The following is an 18,537-nucleotide window of genomic DNA, read 5'->3' as shown; positions in this document are numbered from 1 at the left end:
AGGACTCTGATTATAGACTATACAACCGAGAAAGTCAGCCTTTTGCTGTCATTAATTGTCAGTTTTAGTGTCATTTATTTATTATATTGCGCGATAATGCGAATTTAGTGGTAAACTTGCGCGCATGCAATAAACAAGGGTAGTGCAATGCGTGTTTTAGGTATCGAAACCTCTTGCGATGAAACCGGAATCGCAATCTATGATGATAAGCTTGGCCTATTAGCCAATCAATTATACAGTCAAATCAAAGTTCATGCGGATTACGGTGGCGTTGTTCCCGAATTAGCATCCCGTGATCATATCCGTAAAACCGTTCCTCTGATTCAAGCCGCGCTCAAAGAAGCTAACTTAACCCGCTCTGATATTGATGCGGTGGCGTATACTGCGGGCCCTGGTTTAGTCGGTGCCTTGATGGTCGGTGCAACCGTTGGTCGGGCATTAGCTTTTGCGTGGAATGTTCCCGCGGTGGCCGTACACCACATGGAAGGGCATTTATTAGCGCCGATGTTGGAAGAGAAAAGCCCTGAATTCCCATTTGTAGCGCTGTTAGTATCGGGTGGACATACCCAATTGATTAGTGTGACTGGCATTGGTGAATATGAACTGCTAGGCGAATCTATCGATGATGCCGCAGGGGAAGCTTTCGATAAAACCGCAAAGCTGCTCGGTCTCGATTATCCCGGCGGTCCGGTATTATCTAAAATGGCGCAACAAGGCGTCGCTGGGCGCTTTGTTTTTCCTCGTCCAATGACTGACAGGCCGGGACTGGATTTTAGTTTCTCAGGCTTAAAAACTTTCGCTGCAAATACTATTCGTGATAATGACAGTGACGACCAGACTCGCGCTGATATCGCTAGAGCATTTGAGGATGCAGTGGTTGATACACTCGCAATCAAATGTAAACGCGCCCTTGAGCAAACGGGTTTTAAACGTTTGGTGATGGCCGGTGGCGTGAGTGCTAACCGTGCTTTGCGAGCAAAAATGGAAGAGGTTCTCAAGCAGCGTGGCGGTGAAGTCTTTTATGCTCGGCCTGAATTTTGTACTGATAACGGGGCGATGATCGCCTTGGCAGGTCTCATTCGCCTAAAAGGTGGTGCAAACGCAGGGTTGGGTGTGACTGTGCGTCCTCGTTGGCCATTAGCGGAATTACCGCCGTTGGATAAGTAAACCTAGGTCAAACGTGGATTGAGATATGGGTGGCTCACGATGCCACCCATCCATTTTAATGTAAAATTGTCACTGCATCTTCAAGGCGAATCGAGCGACTTCTCACTTGATTTGATGTCTCTGTACTTTGCTCTACTAATAAACTGCTTTGCTGAGTGATGGATTCCAGTTCACTAACAGCTTGAGTAATATCAGAAATTCCCGCCGCTTGTTCCGTGGTCGCATGACTAATATGTGTAATCAATTGCGTGACATTTTGCACTTGATCAACAATATCTTTCATGGTGTTCCCCGCGTTATAAACTTGATCCTTACCGGAACTCACTTTCTTTTCGCAGTCATTGATAAGCTCTCGAATGTCGTTAACAGCGCTAGCACTACGGCTGGCAAGGCTACGAACCTCATTAGCGACAACGGCAAATCCTTTACCTTGCTCTCCAGCTCTTGCGGCTTCAACCGCGGCATTAAGCGCTAAAATATTGGTTTGAAAAGCGATGGTTTTAATGACGTCGGTAATGGAGTTTATCTTACTGGTACTGCGTACAATTTCATCCATGGTCGTGACAACTGCATCCATAATGGCACCACCGTTCACCGCCGTTTCGCTGGTTTCATTAGATAGCATATCGACCTTGAGGGTGTTGTCCGCATTCATTTTGACGGAAACCGACATTTGGTTCATGGTGGCGACCGTTTGCTGCATATAGCCGACAGTTCGTTGTGTATGGCTGTCTAACTCACCACAATCATTGACCAGAGATTCGCTATCTTTTCGGACATTGTCTACTTGTTCTGACACATCATTAATTAGCCAGCGACAGACTAAACCAAGCTGACCAATGGAGCGAAGAATTTGCCCAATTTCATCAACACGGCTCATATGGTCAATGCTATTACGATTTCCTCTTGCCACATTTAAGGCTTGGGACATGATATTTTCGATAGGTTTTGCAAAACTGCGTTCGAGCATAAAGTTACCCAGTAATAGGGTAGCGAAGGTACATAAACTGGGGATAATTAATGCGCTGGAAGATAAACCGGATACAACTGCCATTAACAGCCATATCACAAATAAGCTGATGGAAATTAAGCGAATACGCCAGCGTACGCTGAGAGTGGAAAGGGTAAACTGGCGGCGTTTAGGAAGAACGATCCCTTTGTAGATCTTGCGGTTACTTCGATTTTCTACCATCGATTGATATAACGGTTCGACCGTGGCGATCTCTTCTCGAGTGGCTCGTATACGAATCGACATATAACCTGTGATCACACCATTCCTCTGCATTGGAATGATATTGGCACGAACCCAATAATGGTCGCCATTTTTACGCCGATTTTTAACTATCCCAGTCCAAGGTTCCCCCATTTTTAAGGTTCGCCACATATCTGCAAAGGCTTCCTTCGGCATATCAGGATGACGAATAATTCGGTGCGGTTGACCCATCAGTTCATCAAGTTGATATCCACTAACCTGCACAAAGAAATCATTAGCGTGGATAATGTTCCCGTGTAGGTCGCTGGTTGTCATGAGGGTTATATCTTCATCTAAGATATGTTCATTCTGAGTAATATAGGGAGTTCTGCTCATTTTATAGTCACTTTTATAGTTAAGTTTTCCTTTATATAGTCGACAGTTTTTAATTATTCATTAGTAATAATTTTTCAAATTATTAACTTTTTATTAAAAGTGTGCGCTGGAAAACGAATAAGTGAAAATACCTAGTACAGACGTGATGATTTTGTGAGGAAAATGAGGTGGAGTGGCGAATGATGAGCATAAAAAAGGGCTGAAATTCAGCCCTTATGATTAGTCATCTTCTTTGCGTTGTTCTTGAGCGACTTCTTTAGCGGTTTTTTGTTTCTTATTTTTTAGTTTTTGCCAAATTCGACTTTCTTGCCCTCGCCATAGCCGTTGGATATTTCCGTGATGGCGTATGAGTACTAAGCAGGACAACATGGCGACAGGGAATGTGAATTCAGGCTTAAACCACCAGACATAAAAAGGGGCTAATAATGCACTTACAATAGCCCCCAAGGATGAATAGCCGCTGAGTAATACCGTTAATAGCCATGTTCCTGCGACAAGTCCAGAAAGATCCCAACCAATGGCTGCGATGGAGCCAAATGCGGTGGCAACGCCTTTTCCGCCTTTAAAATGGAAGAAAACTGGATAAATATGCCCAAGACAGGCTGCAATCGCGACCAAGCCAAGATAGAATGGTTGTACATTTAAATAATAAGCAATCCAAACTGGGATCATCCCTTTGAGGACGTCGCAGAGCAGTACCGCTGCGGCAGCGGCTTTACCACCGACACGCAGGACGTTAGTTGCACCCGGGTTACCAGAGCCATGCTGACGAGGATCGGGGAGTCTCGCCAAACGGCAGATCAATATAGCGCTGGAAATTGATCCGCAAAGGTAGGCGAAGATTATCATGCCAAGCGCGATTGCACTCATAACTAACTCCAAAACGGTTTAAGCTATTTTATATGTAATTCACTTCAACATGGATAATACGCATATTTTTCCTGAAGTGGTATCAATTCAGCACATAAACGAGAAAATGACGTGATGGATATCGTATTTATTGAACAATTATCAGTCATTACCACCATTGGTGTATATGACTGGGAACAAAAGATCGAGCAAAAATTAGTGCTCGATATCGAAATGGGATGGAACAATAAACCCGCGGCAATGAGCGATAATGTTGATGATTGCTTAAATTATGCCCTTGTAAGTCAGCGGATTATTGATCATCTGGAAAATAATAAATTTGCCTTGGTTGAGCGCGTTGCCGAAGAAGTTGCTCAATTATTGCTTAATGAATTCAAATCGCCTTGGGTCAGAGTGAAAGTGTCTAAACCTGGAGCCGTTGTGCGTGCCAAAAATATTGGTGTGCTTATTGAGCGTGGGACTAAAAGCGCTTAATCAATCGCTGGCGGTTATTATCGCCAGTGTATTCTTAATCCATTATTTTCTGCGTTTTTTGCCAACTCTCTACAGCTTGAATACGTTGATGAGTTAACTCTTCACGAATTTGAGGGCCTTGAAATCCTTGTTCAATAATCGGTTTTACGCTGACTTGCTGAGCAATGGCATAAGCTTGGCGTAAGTATTCCCCTTGACGATAATTCTGGCACTCTAATCCCCCTCGTCCACGGGCATCTGCTTCACTGACTAAGCTCAGTTGAGCAATCCGCTCTGGTTTACGCCAACTGTCTAATCCATCAAATATCTGCACGATCTCTTGGGCATTAAGCTTTCCAATGACATGGATCTTATCGTGATATCTGGCAGCAAGTCTGGCTAGATCTCGTGCACTTGTTGGGATTTTCAATCGCTCACACAGCGCTTCAATTAATGGAATACCCGCTTCACCATGATTTGGGTGACTGGGCCAAAGTTCTTTTGGTGTGAGTGCTTTGCCAAGGTCATGGCATAAAGCCGCAAAACGGACATCGATATCATTCGACAGTGTCGCTATCACACCCATGACCATGAGAATATGAATACCAGTATCAATCTCTGGATGCCATTTTTCTGGTGCGGGAACCCCGAATAAATGGTCGATTTCAGGGAATAGCACGGCGAGGGCACCGCAATCACGTAATACCTCAAAATAGACTTGAGGAGAGTGAGACATTATTGCTTTATGGGTCTCCACCCAAACTCGTTCGGGGGTGAGATGAGAAAGTTCGCCTGTCTCTACCATGGATTGCATTAGAGTCATCGTTTCTGGCGCAACTCGGAACCCCTGTTGGTAATAGCGTGCTGCAAAACGAGCAACACGCAAAACACGCAAAGGGTCTTCCAAAAAGGCATCAGAGACGTGGCGCAGAACACGATTTTTAAGATCTTTTACACCGTGATAGGGATCGATTAATTCACCGGTATCACTTTGTGCAATTGCGTTGATTGTCAAATCTCGGCGTAACAAGTCATCTTCAATCGTAACATCAGGCGCACTGTAGCAGCTAAAGCCGGTATAGCCTGCACCAATCTTACGTTCTGTTCTGGCTAAGGCATATTCTTCGTGGGTCTTCGGGTGCAAAAAAACGGGAAAATCCTTACCTACTTGTTGGAAGCCTTTAGCGAGCATGGCTTCTGGCGTCGTACCGACAACCACATAATCCCTATCAGAAATAGGTAATCCCAGTAATTTATCGCGTACAGCGCCGCCAACAAGATAGATTTTCATGTATGTTTTACATCCAACCATCATTACGTTTTTTACGACGTGGAATAATGTGAGGTAACAGAAGCCCTAAAATTAGCCCTACACCGGCAACACCACCGCCATACATAAACCACTGTAGAATCAGTTCACGGCGACGATCATCTAAATTCACCTCAGCAATATCTAATTTTTTGCCTGCTTTGATTAATTCATTATTCAGTTTTTCATTTTCCGCTTTTAACTGGCGCACAATATTGTCGTTATCTGCAACTTTTTGCTGCATTTCCGCGGTGCGAGCATTCCACGTATTATCAATATTATCTAATTGCTGGCGTAGTTTTTGGTTTTCCGCTTCGAGTTGCGGAATACGGCTTTTCATGCTTGGAATGTCACTGAGTTGATCCGTTGGGATCCAAACGGTGCGACCTTTGCCATCTTTAATTTGAGCAAACTTGTTATCAATAGAGATGAGTTCAACGGATTCGCCAGCATTTAAGGAGCCAACAATCCGATAATTTGTTCCAGGACCACTACGCACATAGGTCGATAAATCTTCGGAAACATAACGTGTTTCTGCATTTGCTGTGAAGGACAGGCCTAACCCCATAGCGGAAATCAATAAGAGTGGAATTTTTCGCATAGTGTTTTTATCTTTTTACTGTGAATGAATGTCGTATTAATTAAATACTAATAAGTAAAGTCTACGGGTGCAAACGTTTAAACTTAGAGTTATGTAAATGTTGAACGATAATGAGAACTATCCTAACTCACTAAATAATACAATTATTATGGGGTTCATTGAAATAACTCTCTATAAGAGAATCAATATCTGGAATTTTTGGTTTCTGTGCGGTTTCTTTTCTCTGCGTTGATTGATTGGGGTAATATGGGCACAGTGAAATTATTAAATAAGGAAGTCTATGAACCATATAGAAGTTGAACTCAAATTATCGGCTCAGAGTTCTGCTATAGACGCTGTTCGCCAGAGTATTTCAACCCTCTCACCACAACATTCCGAGCCTTGCAAGCTGACAAATATCTATTTTGATACGGCAGAAAGACAGTTACGTCAATGGGATATGGGGTTACGTATTCGTGGTTGTGACGGGCGTTATGAAATGACCATCAAAACGGCGGGACAAGTCATCGGTGGGTTACATCAACGCCCTGAGTACAATGTAGATATCGAATCCCCTGAAATTAATCTTGCAGCATTTCCAGAAGAAATTTGGCCTGAAGGGATAGATCTTCAAGAATTACAATCCGAATTACAGGTGTTATTTAGCACCAATTTCACTCGTGAAAAATGGTTAGTAAAATTTGAAGACAGCGAAATTGAGATTGTATTCGACCAAGGCATTATTTCTGCTGGGGCAAAAGATTTACCCATTCAAGAATTTGAGTTGGAATTAAAAAAAGGGTTTGTGGCGGATGTCCTGAATCTGGCGAAAAAATTTGCGGATATTGATGGGCTGCATCTCTCTTCCTTGAGTAAAGCCGCTCGCGGTTATTCATTATTATCTTCAATACCCGCTCCGTTACAACGTCCTGCTTCTCTGTTTGATTATGAAGAGCAACCGATTGAAGCGTCTTTGTTGCACATGCAGCAACTTTGCCAGCAGCACGAATTATATTGGTTGGCAGATGGTGAACATGCGAAACAGGGATTTGGTGAGTTTTTACGTTTTGTTCAGGCATTTTTAATACATTATCAAAATTCAGCGCCTCAGTTTGTGCATGATCTCCCTCTTGAACAATTACGTTTGAATGCTGCGGATGAAAATATCAGTGCGGAAGATTTTTGCTACAGCAGCCCATGGTTAAAATGTAAATTGGCCTTTATTCAATGGTTGACCGCGTTAACGTACCCTAATGTCGAATAGGTATTGATGATATGCATCTTTCTCCTGAACTTCTACAACGCCAACATCTAAAAATTATCAATCAGTTAACAGAGCACGCTAGTGAATTGCTGCCCCTGAGTGATACTGAATTAAATTTTTTGGCATTCAGTGATTTTGCGCTGAAACATATTTTGGCTCATTCCCGTTTTTTGCAGCATCTACGCACTCAATTTCCGCAGGGAGATGAATGGCAGCAATACGGAAAATGGTTGGAGGAGGAGCTTGCATTAGTTACCCATGAAGATCATTTAATGCAGGTATTACGCACCTTCAGAAACCACATGATGGTGCGGATTGCTTGGATGCAAACCACTGAGTTATGTTCTCAACGAGAAACCATTTTACAACTGAGTGAATTAGCAGAATGCTTAATCGTTGCAGCTCGAGATTGGCTTTATAAAGAATATTGCCAATCTTGGGGAACACCTTGTGATAGAGATGGAAATCCTCAGCCGTTACTCGTTTTAGGGATGGGAAAATTAGGGGGGAGAGAGCTTAATTTTTCATCCGATATCGATTTGATTTTTGCTTATCCAGAAAATGGGGTGACCCGTGGCGGTCGCAAAGAGCTGGATAACGCGCAATTTTTTACCCGTTTGGGGCAGAAGTTAATCCGAGTACTTGACCAAGTCACTGTGCATGGGTTTGTTTATCGGGTTGATATGCGGTTACGTCCATTTGGCGATAGCGGCCCGTTAGTGTTTAGTTTTTCAGCATTAGAAGATTATTACCAAGAGCAAGGCCGTGATTGGGAACGCTACGCCATGGTCAAAGCCCGTATCATGGGGCCTGACAGCGTTCATTATGCCGACACGCTACGTAAGCTTTTACGTCCATTTGTTTATCGCCGTTACATTGATTTCAGTGTGATCCAATCGCTGAGAAACATGAAAAATATGATTGAACGGGAAGTTCGTCGCCGAGGTTTAGTGAATAACATTAAATTGGGTGCTGGAGGAATTCGTGAAATTGAGTTTATTTCCCAAGTTTTTCAGCTTATTCGTGGTGGACGCGAGCCTGTTTTACAATCCCAATCATTATTTACGGCCTTACAAGGTATTCAAGAATTAGCGTTATTACCGAGTGAGCAAGTTGAACAATTGCTGGAGTGCTACATTTTTCTGCGCCGTGTCGAAAACTTGCTGCAAAGTATTGATGACCAACAAACCCAAACGCTACCGGATGATGCGTTAAATCAGACTCGATTAATGTGGGGTATGGGCTGCTCAAGTTGGAATGATTTTTATCGTCAACTTAGCGATAAAATGGCCACGGTTCACCACATTTTTGCCGAGCAAATTGGCAGTGATGATGAAGAAGAAACTGCTGAAGAGTGTGATGAAATTTATATTACACTGTGGCAAAGCGAATTATCGAAAGAGGAACTTGCGAGCTATTTACCTTCAAAAGATGAGCAGGTAGCGGAAAAAGTGATCCATGGCATTAATATGTTCCGCCATGATCTTAATAAGCGCACAATTGGTCCTCGTGGGCGTGATGTTCTTGACGAGCTGATGCCAAAATTGCTAGCCAAAGTGGGGGAGTGCGAAGATGCAGGTCGCGTTATCGAACGCATTACGCCGTTGTTGCTCAGTATTGTTAGCCGAACCACCTATTTAGAATTAATGCTCGAATTCGATGAAGTTCTCACGCACGTTATTCGCTTGTGTGCGGCTTCTCCAATGATTGCAGAGCAATTAGCGCGTCATCCTCTACTACTTGATGAATTACTCGACCCGCAATCTCTATATCAACCGCTACCTCTTACGGCTTATCGAGACGAATTACGCCAATATTTAATGCGGGTGCCTGAGGACGATGAAGAGCAGCAACTCGAAGCCTTACGCCAATTTAAGCAGGCTCAGTTATTACGTATTGCCGCAGAGGATATTTCTGGGGTTCTCCCTGTTATGAAGGTCAGTGACCATTTGACGTATCTCGCAGAAGCGATTATTGATGCTGTCGTACATCAAGCATGGCAAATGATGGTCAAACGCTACGGTGAACCCGCTCATCTCGCTCAACAGGATGAAAAAAAGTATGGTTTCGCTGTATTAGGCTATGGCAAGCTGGGCGGCTGGGAGTTGGGGTATAGCTCTGATTTAGATTTAGTTTTCCTGTTTGATTGCCCGATAAATGTGGTGACAAATGGAGAGCGATCCATTGATGCGAGACAATTTTATCTGCGCGTCGCCCAGCGGATCATTCACCTATTTAGTACCCGAACGACGTCGGGAGTTTTGTATGAAGTAGATGCTAGACTTAGGCCTTCAGGGGAGTCAGGCATGCTAGTTAGTACAATCCAGTCGTTTGATGATTACCAAAAAAATGATGCATGGACATGGGAACACCAAGCCTTGATCCGCGCAAGAATGGTATTCGGTGATAGCCAGTTACAACAGAAATTCACTCAAATTCGTCATGAAACATTATGCTTACCGCGTGAACCTGACGTATTGCGCCAGCAGGTCCGAGATATGCGGGTGAAAATGCACCAGCATTTAGGTAGCCACCAAACCAACGAATTTGATTTGAAGGCCGATCCCGGTGGGATTACTGATATTGAATTTATTGCGCAATATTTAGTGTTGCGCTTTGCTGCCGAAAATCCAGCGTTGACACGGTGGTCTGATAATGTGCGAATTTTTGAGCTGATGGCTCAGTATGATTTTATGTCGGAAGACGAAGCGCACGGATTAACACTGGCTTATGTCACTATGCGAAATGAGCTGCACCATCTTGCACTGCAATCGTTGCCCAGTCGCGTCAGTAGCGAACAATTTTCAGCACAGCGTGAGTTAGTATTAGCAAGTTGGAAAAAATGGCTTGAGTAATTGATAGAGCTGCAAATTATTTTTGTCTATAGCGCAATATGGTAGTATTGGCGCCAATAATTATCGGATTTCCCATTTAAAAGACTGGAGTACGGGATGAAAGTAACACTTCCTGATTATAAACAAGCAGGTGTACTCGTTGTTGGTGATGTCATGTTAGACCGTTATTGGCATGGTCCGACTAATCGGATTTCACCAGAAGCACCGGTTCCGGTTGTTAAAGTTACCATGGTGGAAGAGCGCCCTGGCGGGGCAGCGAACGTTGCTATGAATATTGCATCTTTAGGTGCTAATTCCCGTCTGGTTGGGTTAACGGGTATCGATGATGCCGCGAAAGCCTTAACTGAAAATCTAAATGGCGTTAATGTCCGTTGTGATTTCGTCGCTATTCCCACCCATCCAACTATCACGAAATTACGTGTTTTATCCCGTAACCAGCAATTAATTCGCCTTGATTTTGAAGAAGGTTTCGAAAATGTTGATGCACAGCCGATGTTGGAGCGTATCGAACAAGCATTACCTCATATTGGAGCGTTGGTACTTTCTGATTATGCCAAAGGCGCACTAAACGAAGTCGAGAAAATGATTGCGTTAGCCAATAAAGCGGGTGTTCCAGTACTGATTGACCCGAAAGGCAGCAATTTCGAACGTTACCGTGGTGCGACGTTGTTAACGCCAAATATGTCTGAATTTGAAGCCATTGTTGGGCGCTGCAAAGACAATCAAGATGTTGAAGAAAAAGGGATGAAACTCCTTGAGTCTTTAGAGTTATCTGCATTGTTGATTACCCGTTCTGAACAGGGAATGAGCTTGATTCGCCGTAATGAGCCACCGTTACATTTACCGACTGAAGCCCAAGAAGTATTTGATGTCACGGGGGCTGGCGATACGGTGATTGGTGTGTTGGCCGCTTCTATTGCTTCCGGTCGCCCATTACATGAAGCTTGCGCATTAGCGAATGCCGCGGCGGGGGTTGTCGTGGGTAAACTGGGAACGTCCACTGTTTCCCCTATCGAATTAGAAAATGCCATTCGTGGTCGTGCTGAAAATGGTTTTGGCGTGATGACGGAAAGTCAGCTCAAACAAGCGGTTGCTGATGCTAGGAAACGTGGTGAGCGCGTTGTGATGACCAACGGCTGTTTTGATATCCTGCATGCGGGGCATGTTTCTTATCTCGCAAACGCCCGTAAATTAGGTGACCGTCTAATTGTGGCGGTGAATAGCGATGCATCGACTCGTCGTTTGAAAGGTGAAACTCGCCCAGTAAACCCATTAGACCAGCGTATGATTGTCCTTGGTGCATTGGGAGCAGTGGATTGGGTCGTACCTTTTGAAGAAGATACACCACAGCGTTTAATTTCCGAAATTCTGCCTGATATTTTAGTAAAAGGCGGCGATTATCAGCCAGATGAAATCGCAGGCAGCAAAGAAGTTTGGGCTGCTGGTGGTGAAGTGATGGTGTTGAATTTTGAAGATGGTATTTCAACCACAAATATCATTAAAAATATTATGAAAACCAAATAATTAGAAAATAATTTGGTATTTTAAAAAAGCCTAATTCTGGTATGAGATAAGTACTGGGGTTGGGCTTTTTTATTTGTGATAGTTTGTCTTAAATGCTAATGTTTGTATGACGTCATGTATTGACGTCATTTTTTACATCGAATTAAACTGGCATCAAGACTTGATGTCATGAGATTAACGATGATAAAAATTATGGAATTAACGTCCAGACACCGTAAAACAATGATTGATGTGCTGACTATTCCACCTAAATCAAGTATTAAGTGGGATGATGTCATTAGCTTAATCCATAATCTAGGAGGAATCGTTAAAAGTGGTAATGGTTCGAGACGAAAATTTATTTTATTAGGTTCTTTGTTTCAAACTCACCAGCCACATCCTGGTAATGTTATGGATAAAGGCGCTGTCAGCGGTTTACGTGAATGGTTCGAAAATGTAATAGGGGTGAAATATGATTAAAGGCAGCAATGTCATGACAATCGATGGGCATCCTGCATCAGTAGCCTATGAAGCTGAAATCAAAGCATTTAGAGGTAAATTTTTGGATGTCAGTGGTTATTGCGATTTTGTATCGGATAGCATTGAAGGGCTGAAAAAAGAGGCGAAAATTTCACTGGCTGAGTATATTGAGAGTTGTAAAGAAGAGGGTATTAAACCGTTCAAAGATGATGAAGTCATAAAATCGTTTACGCTACGTTACCCTAGTCGCTTAGAATCTCGTTTAGATGCAGTGGCAACAGCTAATAATTTATCTAAAAATCAATATATAGTTCAATTGCTTGAGCGTGAGCTAATTCCACGGTAAGCATTAAAATAAACATCGATAAAAGTGCCCTTACGATTTTTACAGGGCACTTTAGTTTTTGAATGAGTGAGCTCGTTCACCTCAATCAGATTGTTTCTCTTCAATCACTTTTTCATCAGAAAAACGAGCTTCAAGGGCGCTAACACGCTGCTCCATTTTCATCAGTTTTTCACGAGTGCGTAATAAAACTTGGGTTTGAATATCAAACTCTTCACGGCTGACTAAATCTAACTTGCCAAGTTGCGACTGTAATAGTGAACGGATTTTTTTATCGACGTCTTCACCTAAGTCACGGACGCCTTTTGGTAATGCACCTTGGATTTGGCGTGCAACTTGTTCAATTTTTTTCGGATCGAGCATTCGCGGGTCCTTCAATTCAGAATAGATAATTGTTGATAGTGTAATACCTGCAGCGCTATGAATAAACCTCCTTATGACATTATTATGAAAAGTACACTTTTCGCTTTGTTTTTATTGATGAAAAGTGTGAGTAACCCACCAGTTTATCGTTTGTTCGTTGCACCATTGAATTATTGGAGTTATATTAATTACGTAATCTCAGGGCGGGGTGAAAGTCCCCACCGGCGGTAACATGCATCGCGCATGAAGCCCGCGAGCGCTTTATTATTTATTCGCGTAGATAATAAAGGTCAGCAGATCCAGTGTGAATCTGGAGCCGACGGTCATAGTCCGGATGGGAGAGAATCACTGTATCTGCATACTTGTACCTTTGGGTGCAACGTTGTTCTACATATTGAATGGCTAAACAGCTGTAAGTTGTTGTATCTATTCATTTCTCGTATTCCTAAGACTGCCCTGGTTCTGGTAACTTAAATATTGTAACTTTAGAAGGTTTTTACCATGAATCAGACGCTACTTTCCGAATTCGGTAATCCAACCGAACGTGTCGAAAATGCAATCGAAGCACTGCGCCAAGGCAAAGGTATCCTCGTTCTTGATGATGAAGATCGTGAGAATGAAGGGGATTTAGTCTTTGCAGCAGAAACTATGACAACCGAGCAAATGGCTTTTACTATCCGTTATAGCAGCGGCATCGTTTGCTTGTGTATCACGGAAGAACGCCGTAAACAGCTCGATATTCCTATGATGGTTGAGCGAAATACCAGCCAAAACCAAACCGGTTTTACCGTGACTATCGAAGCCGCTAAAGGGGTAACGACAGGGGTTTCTGCCGCTGACCGTATCACTACCATCAAAACAGCGATTGCAGATAATGCGGTTCCAGCAGACATTAACCGCCCTGGTCACGTATTCCCATTACGCGGTCGTGAAGGTGGTGTTTTAGCGCGTCGTGGTCACACTGAAGCTTCAATAGATTTAGCGGTGTTGGCGGGCTTTAAGCCAGCGGGTGTACTGTGTGAATTAACCAATGACGATGGTACGATGGCGCGCGCACCAGATGTGGTAGTCTTTGCCCGTGAGCACGGCTTAACGGTTGTTACCATTGATGATTTAGCCAACTACCGTCTTCAGATGGAAAAAAAAGCCAGCTAATTCGTTAATCAATTAGTTTGTTTGCATATTGAGTCGGCCACAAAGTTGCACACCTTTGTGGCCTTTATTTTATCACCCTCAAATTATCCCATAGTCAAATTTTTTGATGATCATTCTCATAATTCCCCCACTGTGTTTTATTTAAAAAAGGGTATGCTGGTGACAGTAACTTTTTAGTGGAGCTTAGATCATCATGTCGACAAATAGCCAAAATACAGCCAGCCGGATGCCTGCCATTTTTATTGGTCATGGTAGTCCGATGAATGCCATTAATGACAACCCATATACCCAAGCGTGGGAAATTTTAGGTCAGACATTGCCTCGTCCAAAAGCCATTTTGGTGATCTCTGCACACTGGTATACCCGTGGTACTGCGATTACAGCCATGCTTAAGCCGAAAACAATTCATGATTTTGGTGGCTTTCCTGATGAACTGTATCAAATCCAATATCCAGCGCCGGGGTCTCCTGAATTAGCTCATCGAGTTACCAAGCTGTTGGCTCCAGAGCCTATTTATCAGGATAAAGAGGAGTGGGGGCTTGATCACGGAACATGGGAAATTTTAGTTCGTATGTATCCACAAGCAGATATTCCAGTGATCCAACTTAGTATTGACGGCACAAAACCAGCATCTTGGCATCACGAGCTCGGTAAAAAGTTATCGTCACTGCGTGATGAGGGGGTTCTGATTATGGGTAGCGGTAATGTGGTGCATAATTTGCGGGCGATGAATTGGCAAAATGCACAAGCTGAGCCTTATCCTTGGGCAACTTCATTTGAACAGTTTGTATCTGATAATTTGCATAGCCACGAATCACCTCACCCGTTAACCAAGGCATTAGAGCGTGAAGATGGTAAACAATCGAATCCATCAGCGGAACATTTTTTACCCATTTTACCCATTCTTGGAACTTGGGATGGTGAAGAAGATATTTCGGTTCCAATTGAGGGAATTGTTTCTGCATCATTGAGTATGATGTCGGTGATAGTGGGTTAACTTTTTCTTTTTAATGAATAAAAAAGCCCAAAGCATAAAATGCTTTGGGCTGGATACGTTTGCTAATATTTTTTAGTCGATGATCGTATGCGGATAGAAACGTGATAAATCTTGAGTAATTAATTCTTTATCTTCACGAATACAGATCCCAGCAGGTTGATCATTCACTAACCAGCTACCCACTAAGGTATAGCTACCTTCAAATTGTGGAAGTGGATGGAATTGCTGGATGATCATACCTTCTTCACCATAAGGACCATCAGCAGAAGCAATCTCTTTGCCATTTTTAATCACGCGGATGTTTGCACCCTCACGAGAAAACAGTGGCTTGATCACGTAGCTATCAAGTTCTGGTTTATTACCATCAGCAAAATATGCTGGCAATAAGTTTGGATGGTCAGGGAACATTTCCCATAACATTGGTAGTAACGCTTTATTGGAAATAATACTCTTCCAAGCTGGCTCTAACCAACGTACACCGGCATCTTGCAGTTTAGTGGAGAAAATTTCTCTCAGCATAAACTCCCACGGATATAGCTTGAACAGATTACTAATCACCTGATCTTGCGTATCAGTAAATTCGCCTTTTTCACCGAGACCGATATCATCGATATACAGGAATTCAGTCGCAACTCCGGCTTCATTCGCACAATCTTGTAGATATTGGACTGTACCGCGATCTTCTTCAGTATCACGACAGCAAGTCATGTGCAGCAGACGGAAACCATATTGATCTTTTAATTGACCAAAACGTTCGATCAGTTGCTCTTGAATGCTATTAAATTGATCGGCATTTTCTGGCAAGTTACCCGCAGCAATTTGATCTTCCAACCAAATCCATTGGAAGAAGGCAGACTCATACAACGATGTAGGGGTATCTGCGTTATTTTCCAGTAACTTTGGTGGATTAACCCCATCGTATGCCAAATCAAGTCTGGAATATAATGACGGCTGTTCACTTTTCCATGAGCTACGAACAAATTCCCAACAATGTTTAGGAATTTGGAAACGAGCGAGAAGCTCATCACTTTGTACCACTTTGTCGACGACTTTCAGGCACATTTGATGAATTTCAGCCGTAGCTTCTTCGATTTCTTCAATTTGAGCCAGCGTAAATTGGTAGTAGGCATCTTCAGACCAGTATGGCTCGCCATACATGGTGTGAAATTCAAAACCAAATTCCGCCGCTTTTTCACGCCAGTTAGGGCGCTCTACAATAGGAACACGTTTCATTACTTATCAACCACCCATAGAGCGGGAAGATGAACTTGATTTAGCTGACGAAGAAGATTTTTGCGCCATAGCTTGTTTATTAACGGTATCACCGAACCCACCACGGGTGACGGTTGATGTTGTTGCTGGTTTAGGTGCCATGGCTGTTTTTGGTACGCTCATAGAACGACCGCCAGCTACTGCTGGGCCATAGTTTTTGCCCGTTGCATCGACAAATTTACCATTCGCTGGGCTAGCCGGATTTTTTGAGCTGAACAGCGGTTGAGAGGCTGCGCTACCGCCCATCATTCTCCCCATCATATAGCCCATCATTAATGGCATCCACATGCTGCCGCCGCCACTTTGTGCTTGTGCCGTTTGTTCACCTGCCGCTGGAGTGCTGCTGGTTCCTGCAATTCCTGCTTGAGCTGGAGCTTGAGTACACATTGACTCACCAAATTCAGCAATACAGTCTTCTTGGGTTGCATACTTTGGTGCTGTTTTAGCGGCTTCATTCAGTGCGTTATTATAGGCAATAGTACACTGCTCAGCTTGGGATGGATTAGCTTGGCTACAATCTTGCGCATTGGTGTACAGAGAAACGGTTTCATCGCTTTCTTCGCAAGCAGACAGCATAAATACTGCACTAACTGCCACTGCCACAGGTGCCAAACGGTATGAACGCCAAGATTTACGGAAGGCGCTTTGATTTATATCTTTGGTACGCTTCATGGTCATGGTAATTACCTTGAATTAATAATAAGTAAGATGTTTTTTTGTTGCCCTTAGAATAGGGGATATGCGCATAAAGTTAAAGTACAAATGCTGAACAAATTGAATGAAATTAGTAATTTTAGGATATTGATTAGATTTCTGAGACTTATTGCTCAAAAGCCACTAAATTCGGTATGAAGGAATAGCAGATAAAAAAATAGCTCGCGATATTTGCGAGCTATTTTTACCTAACAATCAAATGATTATTTAATTGTTGGTGCGGTAGAATTACGAATGATGCTATCAGGTGCAGTTGAGATTTCTTTGCCTAAGCTAGCATTTAAACGTGCAATATCGTCTTCGTTTAATGTGCCGCGAGCAAATTCGATGTTCAACTGGTTAATCATATAGTCATAACGTGCATTCGACAGGTTTTGTTTGGCTTGGTATAGCGCTGTCGTTGCCGTTAACACATCAACAATTGTACGTGTCCCAACTTGGTAACCGGCTTCCATCGCATCTAATGAGCTCTGTGCAGAAACAACCACTTGTTTGTAAGCGTTGATGCTGCTGATTGAAGACGTCACGTTGTTATAAGAAGAACGCACTAATTGAATCACATTACGGTAAACGCTTTCGAGTTGCTCACTGGCACTTTGGAAACCATATTGTGCTTGTTCAACTTGAGAGCTAGTTGCTCCGCCAGTATAAAGTGGCACACTTAGCGTTAAACCAATACTATTTTGACCATTGTAGCTGTTGGATGCGCCACCCGTCGTTCTGTCGTAGCCGCTACCATGATTATAGGTGTTTGCTACACTCGTGGAGGCATCTAAACCTACTGTTGGCATATGGCCAGTTTCTGCTAAACGAATGTTTTCACGAGAAACATCTTGGGCTAAACGCGCACTTAACAGGCTGAGGTTACGTTGTTCAGCTTCTTTCAGGATGGTATCAACATCATCTGGATTGGCTGTTTTGAAGCGGTCGATATTTAACGATGCTAATTGACCGTAATAGACGCCACTTACTTGACGCAGTTTTTCAACCGCATTTTCTAACGCATTTCGGCCTGCAACTTCTTGTGCAATAACGCTATCGTAGTTGGCACGGGCGTTTTGTACGTCAGTGATCGCTACTAAGCCAACATTAAAACGCTGAGTAGTTTGGTCTAATTGGCGATAAACCGCTTCTTTATTCGCTTGAATATAAGATAACGCATCAATAGCTTTTAATACGTTGAAGTAGGCGGTTGAGGTATCTAAAATCAGTTGTTGTTGGCTTGTTTGATAGGTAACGTCTGAAATTCCTGCTGTTTTTTCTTGCAGATCCAGTAGACGCCATTTGGACATATCAAACACAGTTTGGGTTAATTTCAGAGAAGCATTAAGACCTGTACTTTCTGTGTCCCTTGCATCACGGTAACCACTGCCATAAGTTGCACCAGCCCCTAAACCTAATTGAGGTAACAGTGGGCTACGCGCTTCATTGATTTTCTCAAAAGCTTGATTACGTTCTGCGAACGATTTTCTGAGTTCAGGGTTACTGTCTTTCGATTTTTGATAAACCTGAAGTAAATCTTCTGCGTAACTGTTAGCACTGAGACCCACAAAACTCATAGCAATAAAAAGGGGAAGCAGTTTCTTCATTTGGATTCCTTGATTAAACAGCAAATTATGTTGAG

General features: G+C 43.0%; 17 protein-coding genes and 1 riboswitch. Of the genes, 9 read left to right on the top strand and 8 right to left on the bottom strand.

Annotation, left to right across the window (positions count from 1 at the left end; genetic code table 11):
• The first annotated feature begins 147 nt into the window (after positions 1-147).
• Positions 148-1,167, top strand: coding sequence for a tRNA (adenosine(37)-N6)-threonylcarbamoyltransferase complex transferase subunit TsaD (gene tsaD, locus PROVRUST_RS07365; protein WP_006814130.1), 1,020 nt, complete (start codon positions 148-150; stop codon positions 1,165-1,167).
• 55 nt (positions 1,168-1,222) lie between these two features.
• Here the strand turns inward: tsaD and PROVRUST_RS07360 are convergent, their stop codons facing one another.
• The gene (locus PROVRUST_RS07360; protein WP_006814129.1) at positions 1,223-2,755 is read right to left on the bottom strand and encodes a methyl-accepting chemotaxis protein; all 1,533 of its coding nucleotides are present in this window, start codon (positions 2,753-2,755) and stop codon (positions 1,223-1,225) included.
• A 219-nt stretch (positions 2,756-2,974) separates the two neighbouring features.
• On the bottom strand, positions 2,975-3,625 hold the full coding sequence (gene plsY / locus PROVRUST_RS07355) for a glycerol-3-phosphate 1-O-acyltransferase PlsY (RefSeq protein WP_006814128.1): 651 nt from the start codon (positions 3,623-3,625) through the stop codon (positions 2,975-2,977).
• Positions 3,626-3,739: 114 nt separating this feature from the next.
• Between plsY and folB the strand changes: the two genes are divergently transcribed.
• The gene (folB, locus tag PROVRUST_RS07350) at positions 3,740-4,099 is read left to right on the top strand and encodes a bifunctional dihydroneopterin aldolase/7,8-dihydroneopterin epimerase (RefSeq protein ID WP_006814127.1); all 360 of its coding nucleotides are present in this window, start codon (positions 3,740-3,742) and stop codon (positions 4,097-4,099) included.
• Between the two features lie 34 nt (positions 4,100-4,133).
• Here the strand turns inward: folB and PROVRUST_RS07345 are convergent, their stop codons facing one another.
• Both PROVRUST_RS07345 and PROVRUST_RS07340 read right to left on the bottom strand, forming a co-directional pair.
• On the bottom strand, positions 4,134-5,369 hold the full coding sequence (locus PROVRUST_RS07345) for a multifunctional CCA addition/repair protein (protein ID WP_039854721.1): 1,236 nt from the start codon (positions 5,367-5,369) through the stop codon (positions 4,134-4,136).
• Between the two features lie 7 nt (positions 5,370-5,376).
• Complete coding sequence (locus PROVRUST_RS07340) at positions 5,377-5,988, bottom strand: TIGR04211 family SH3 domain-containing protein (RefSeq protein ID WP_006814125.1); 612 nt, start codon at positions 5,986-5,988, stop codon at positions 5,377-5,379.
• A 280-nt stretch (positions 5,989-6,268) separates the two neighbouring features.
• Here PROVRUST_RS07340 and PROVRUST_RS07335 point away from each other — a divergent pair, with 280 nt between their 5' ends.
• From PROVRUST_RS07335 to PROVRUST_RS07315, 5 genes are all read left to right on the top strand, one after another.
• A complete protein-coding gene (locus PROVRUST_RS07335; protein ID WP_006814124.1) occupies positions 6,269-7,231 on the top strand; it encodes a CYTH domain-containing protein in 963 nt (320 codons plus the stop codon).
• Positions 7,232-7,242: 11 nt separating this feature from the next.
• Complete coding sequence (gene glnE, locus PROVRUST_RS07330; protein WP_006814123.1) at positions 7,243-10,086, top strand: bifunctional [glutamate--ammonia ligase]-adenylyl-L-tyrosine phosphorylase/[glutamate--ammonia-ligase] adenylyltransferase; 2,844 nt, start codon at positions 7,243-7,245, stop codon at positions 10,084-10,086.
• Positions 10,087-10,182: 96 nt separating this feature from the next.
• Positions 10,183-11,610, top strand: coding sequence for a bifunctional D-glycero-beta-D-manno-heptose-7-phosphate kinase/D-glycero-beta-D-manno-heptose 1-phosphate adenylyltransferase HldE (gene hldE, locus PROVRUST_RS07325; RefSeq protein ID WP_006814121.1), 1,428 nt, complete (start codon positions 10,183-10,185; stop codon positions 11,608-11,610).
• 180 nt (positions 11,611-11,790) lie between these two features.
• Positions 11,791-12,069 (top strand): type II toxin-antitoxin system HicA family toxin, encoded by a 279-nt coding sequence (locus PROVRUST_RS07320; protein WP_006814120.1) that lies wholly within the window; start codon positions 11,791-11,793, stop codon positions 12,067-12,069.
• Entirely contained in the window at positions 12,062-12,415 is a 354-nt protein-coding gene (locus tag PROVRUST_RS07315; RefSeq protein WP_006814118.1) for a type II toxin-antitoxin system HicB family antitoxin, read from the top strand. The genes PROVRUST_RS07320 and PROVRUST_RS07315 overlap by 8 nt, the downstream gene beginning before the upstream one ends.
• An 81-nt stretch (positions 12,416-12,496) precedes the next feature.
• Here PROVRUST_RS07315 and ubiK read toward each other — a convergent pair whose 3' ends face one another.
• The gene (gene ubiK / locus PROVRUST_RS07310) at positions 12,497-12,775 is read right to left on the bottom strand and encodes a ubiquinone biosynthesis accessory factor UbiK (RefSeq protein WP_006814117.1); all 279 of its coding nucleotides are present in this window, start codon (positions 12,773-12,775) and stop codon (positions 12,497-12,499) included.
• Between the two features lie 190 nt (positions 12,776-12,965).
• Positions 12,966-13,125: riboswitch (FMN riboswitch) on the top strand.
• A 151-nt stretch (positions 13,126-13,276) separates the two neighbouring features.
• Between ubiK and ribB the strand changes: the two genes are divergently transcribed.
• Positions 13,277-13,930, top strand: a complete 654-nt coding sequence (gene ribB, locus PROVRUST_RS07305) for a 3,4-dihydroxy-2-butanone-4-phosphate synthase (RefSeq protein ID WP_006814113.1) — start codon at positions 13,277-13,279, stop codon at positions 13,928-13,930.
• 193 nt (positions 13,931-14,123) lie between these two features.
• Complete coding sequence (ygiD, locus tag PROVRUST_RS07300) at positions 14,124-14,927, top strand: 4,5-DOPA-extradiol-dioxygenase (RefSeq protein ID WP_039854719.1); 804 nt, start codon at positions 14,124-14,126, stop codon at positions 14,925-14,927.
• A gap of 72 nt (positions 14,928-14,999) precedes the next feature.
• Here the strand turns inward: ygiD and PROVRUST_RS07295 are convergent, their stop codons facing one another.
• The 3 genes from PROVRUST_RS07295 to tolC all read right to left on the bottom strand — a co-directional run bounded on the left by PROVRUST_RS07295 (position 15,000) and on the right by tolC (position 18,502).
• Complete coding sequence (locus PROVRUST_RS07295) at positions 15,000-16,160, bottom strand: glutathionylspermidine synthase family protein (protein ID WP_006814110.1); 1,161 nt, start codon at positions 16,158-16,160, stop codon at positions 15,000-15,002.
• A gap of 6 nt (positions 16,161-16,166) precedes the next feature.
• The gene (locus tag PROVRUST_RS07290) at positions 16,167-16,877 is read right to left on the bottom strand and encodes a DUF1190 family protein (protein ID WP_006814109.1); all 711 of its coding nucleotides are present in this window, start codon (positions 16,875-16,877) and stop codon (positions 16,167-16,169) included.
• A gap of 239 nt (positions 16,878-17,116) precedes the next feature.
• The gene (tolC, locus tag PROVRUST_RS07285) at positions 17,117-18,502 is read right to left on the bottom strand and encodes an outer membrane channel protein TolC (protein WP_006814108.1); all 1,386 of its coding nucleotides are present in this window, start codon (positions 18,500-18,502) and stop codon (positions 17,117-17,119) included.
• Positions 18,503-18,537: the final 35 nt, after the last annotated feature.

Origin of the sequence: Providencia rustigianii DSM 4541 (genome assembly GCF_000156395.1) — a bacterium.
Lineage (GTDB): Bacteria > Pseudomonadota > Gammaproteobacteria > Enterobacterales > Enterobacteriaceae > Providencia > Providencia rustigianii.
This window is presented reverse-complemented; position numbering and strand designations above follow the sequence as displayed.

Excerpts from the sequence above, each read along its gene's own strand:
- tsaD (WP_006814130.1), top strand. The coding sequence starts at position 148 with ATGCGTGTTTTAGGTATCGAAACCTCTTGCGATGAAACCGGAATCGCA.
- PROVRUST_RS07360 (WP_006814129.1), bottom strand. The coding sequence starts at position 2,755 with ATGAGCAGAACTCCCTATATTACTCAGAATGAACATATCTTAGATGAA.
- plsY (WP_006814128.1), bottom strand. The coding sequence starts at position 3,625 with ATGAGTGCAATCGCGCTTGGCATGATAATCTTCGCCTACCTTTGCGGA.
- folB (WP_006814127.1), top strand. The coding sequence starts at position 3,740 with ATGGATATCGTATTTATTGAACAATTATCAGTCATTACCACCATTGGT.
- PROVRUST_RS07345 (WP_039854721.1), bottom strand. The coding sequence starts at position 5,369 with ATGAAAATCTATCTTGTTGGCGGCGCTGTACGCGATAAATTACTGGGA.
- PROVRUST_RS07340 (WP_006814125.1), bottom strand. The coding sequence starts at position 5,988 with ATGCGAAAAATTCCACTCTTATTGATTTCCGCTATGGGGTTAGGCCTG.
- PROVRUST_RS07335 (WP_006814124.1), top strand. The coding sequence starts at position 6,269 with ATGAACCATATAGAAGTTGAACTCAAATTATCGGCTCAGAGTTCTGCT.
- glnE (WP_006814123.1), top strand. The coding sequence starts at position 7,243 with ATGCATCTTTCTCCTGAACTTCTACAACGCCAACATCTAAAAATTATC.
- hldE (WP_006814121.1), top strand. The coding sequence starts at position 10,183 with ATGAAAGTAACACTTCCTGATTATAAACAAGCAGGTGTACTCGTTGTT.
- PROVRUST_RS07320 (WP_006814120.1), top strand. The coding sequence starts at position 11,791 with ATGATAAAAATTATGGAATTAACGTCCAGACACCGTAAAACAATGATT.
- PROVRUST_RS07315 (WP_006814118.1), top strand. The coding sequence starts at position 12,062 with ATGATTAAAGGCAGCAATGTCATGACAATCGATGGGCATCCTGCATCA.
- ubiK (WP_006814117.1), bottom strand. The coding sequence starts at position 12,775 with ATGCTCGATCCGAAAAAAATTGAACAAGTTGCACGCCAAATCCAAGGT.
- ribB (WP_006814113.1), top strand. The coding sequence starts at position 13,277 with ATGAATCAGACGCTACTTTCCGAATTCGGTAATCCAACCGAACGTGTC.
- ygiD (WP_039854719.1), top strand. The coding sequence starts at position 14,124 with ATGTCGACAAATAGCCAAAATACAGCCAGCCGGATGCCTGCCATTTTT.
- PROVRUST_RS07295 (WP_006814110.1), bottom strand. The coding sequence starts at position 16,160 with ATGAAACGTGTTCCTATTGTAGAGCGCCCTAACTGGCGTGAAAAAGCG.
- PROVRUST_RS07290 (WP_006814109.1), bottom strand. The coding sequence starts at position 16,877 with ATGACCATGAAGCGTACCAAAGATATAAATCAAAGCGCCTTCCGTAAA.
- tolC (WP_006814108.1), bottom strand. The coding sequence starts at position 18,502 with ATGAAGAAACTGCTTCCCCTTTTTATTGCTATGAGTTTTGTGGGTCTC.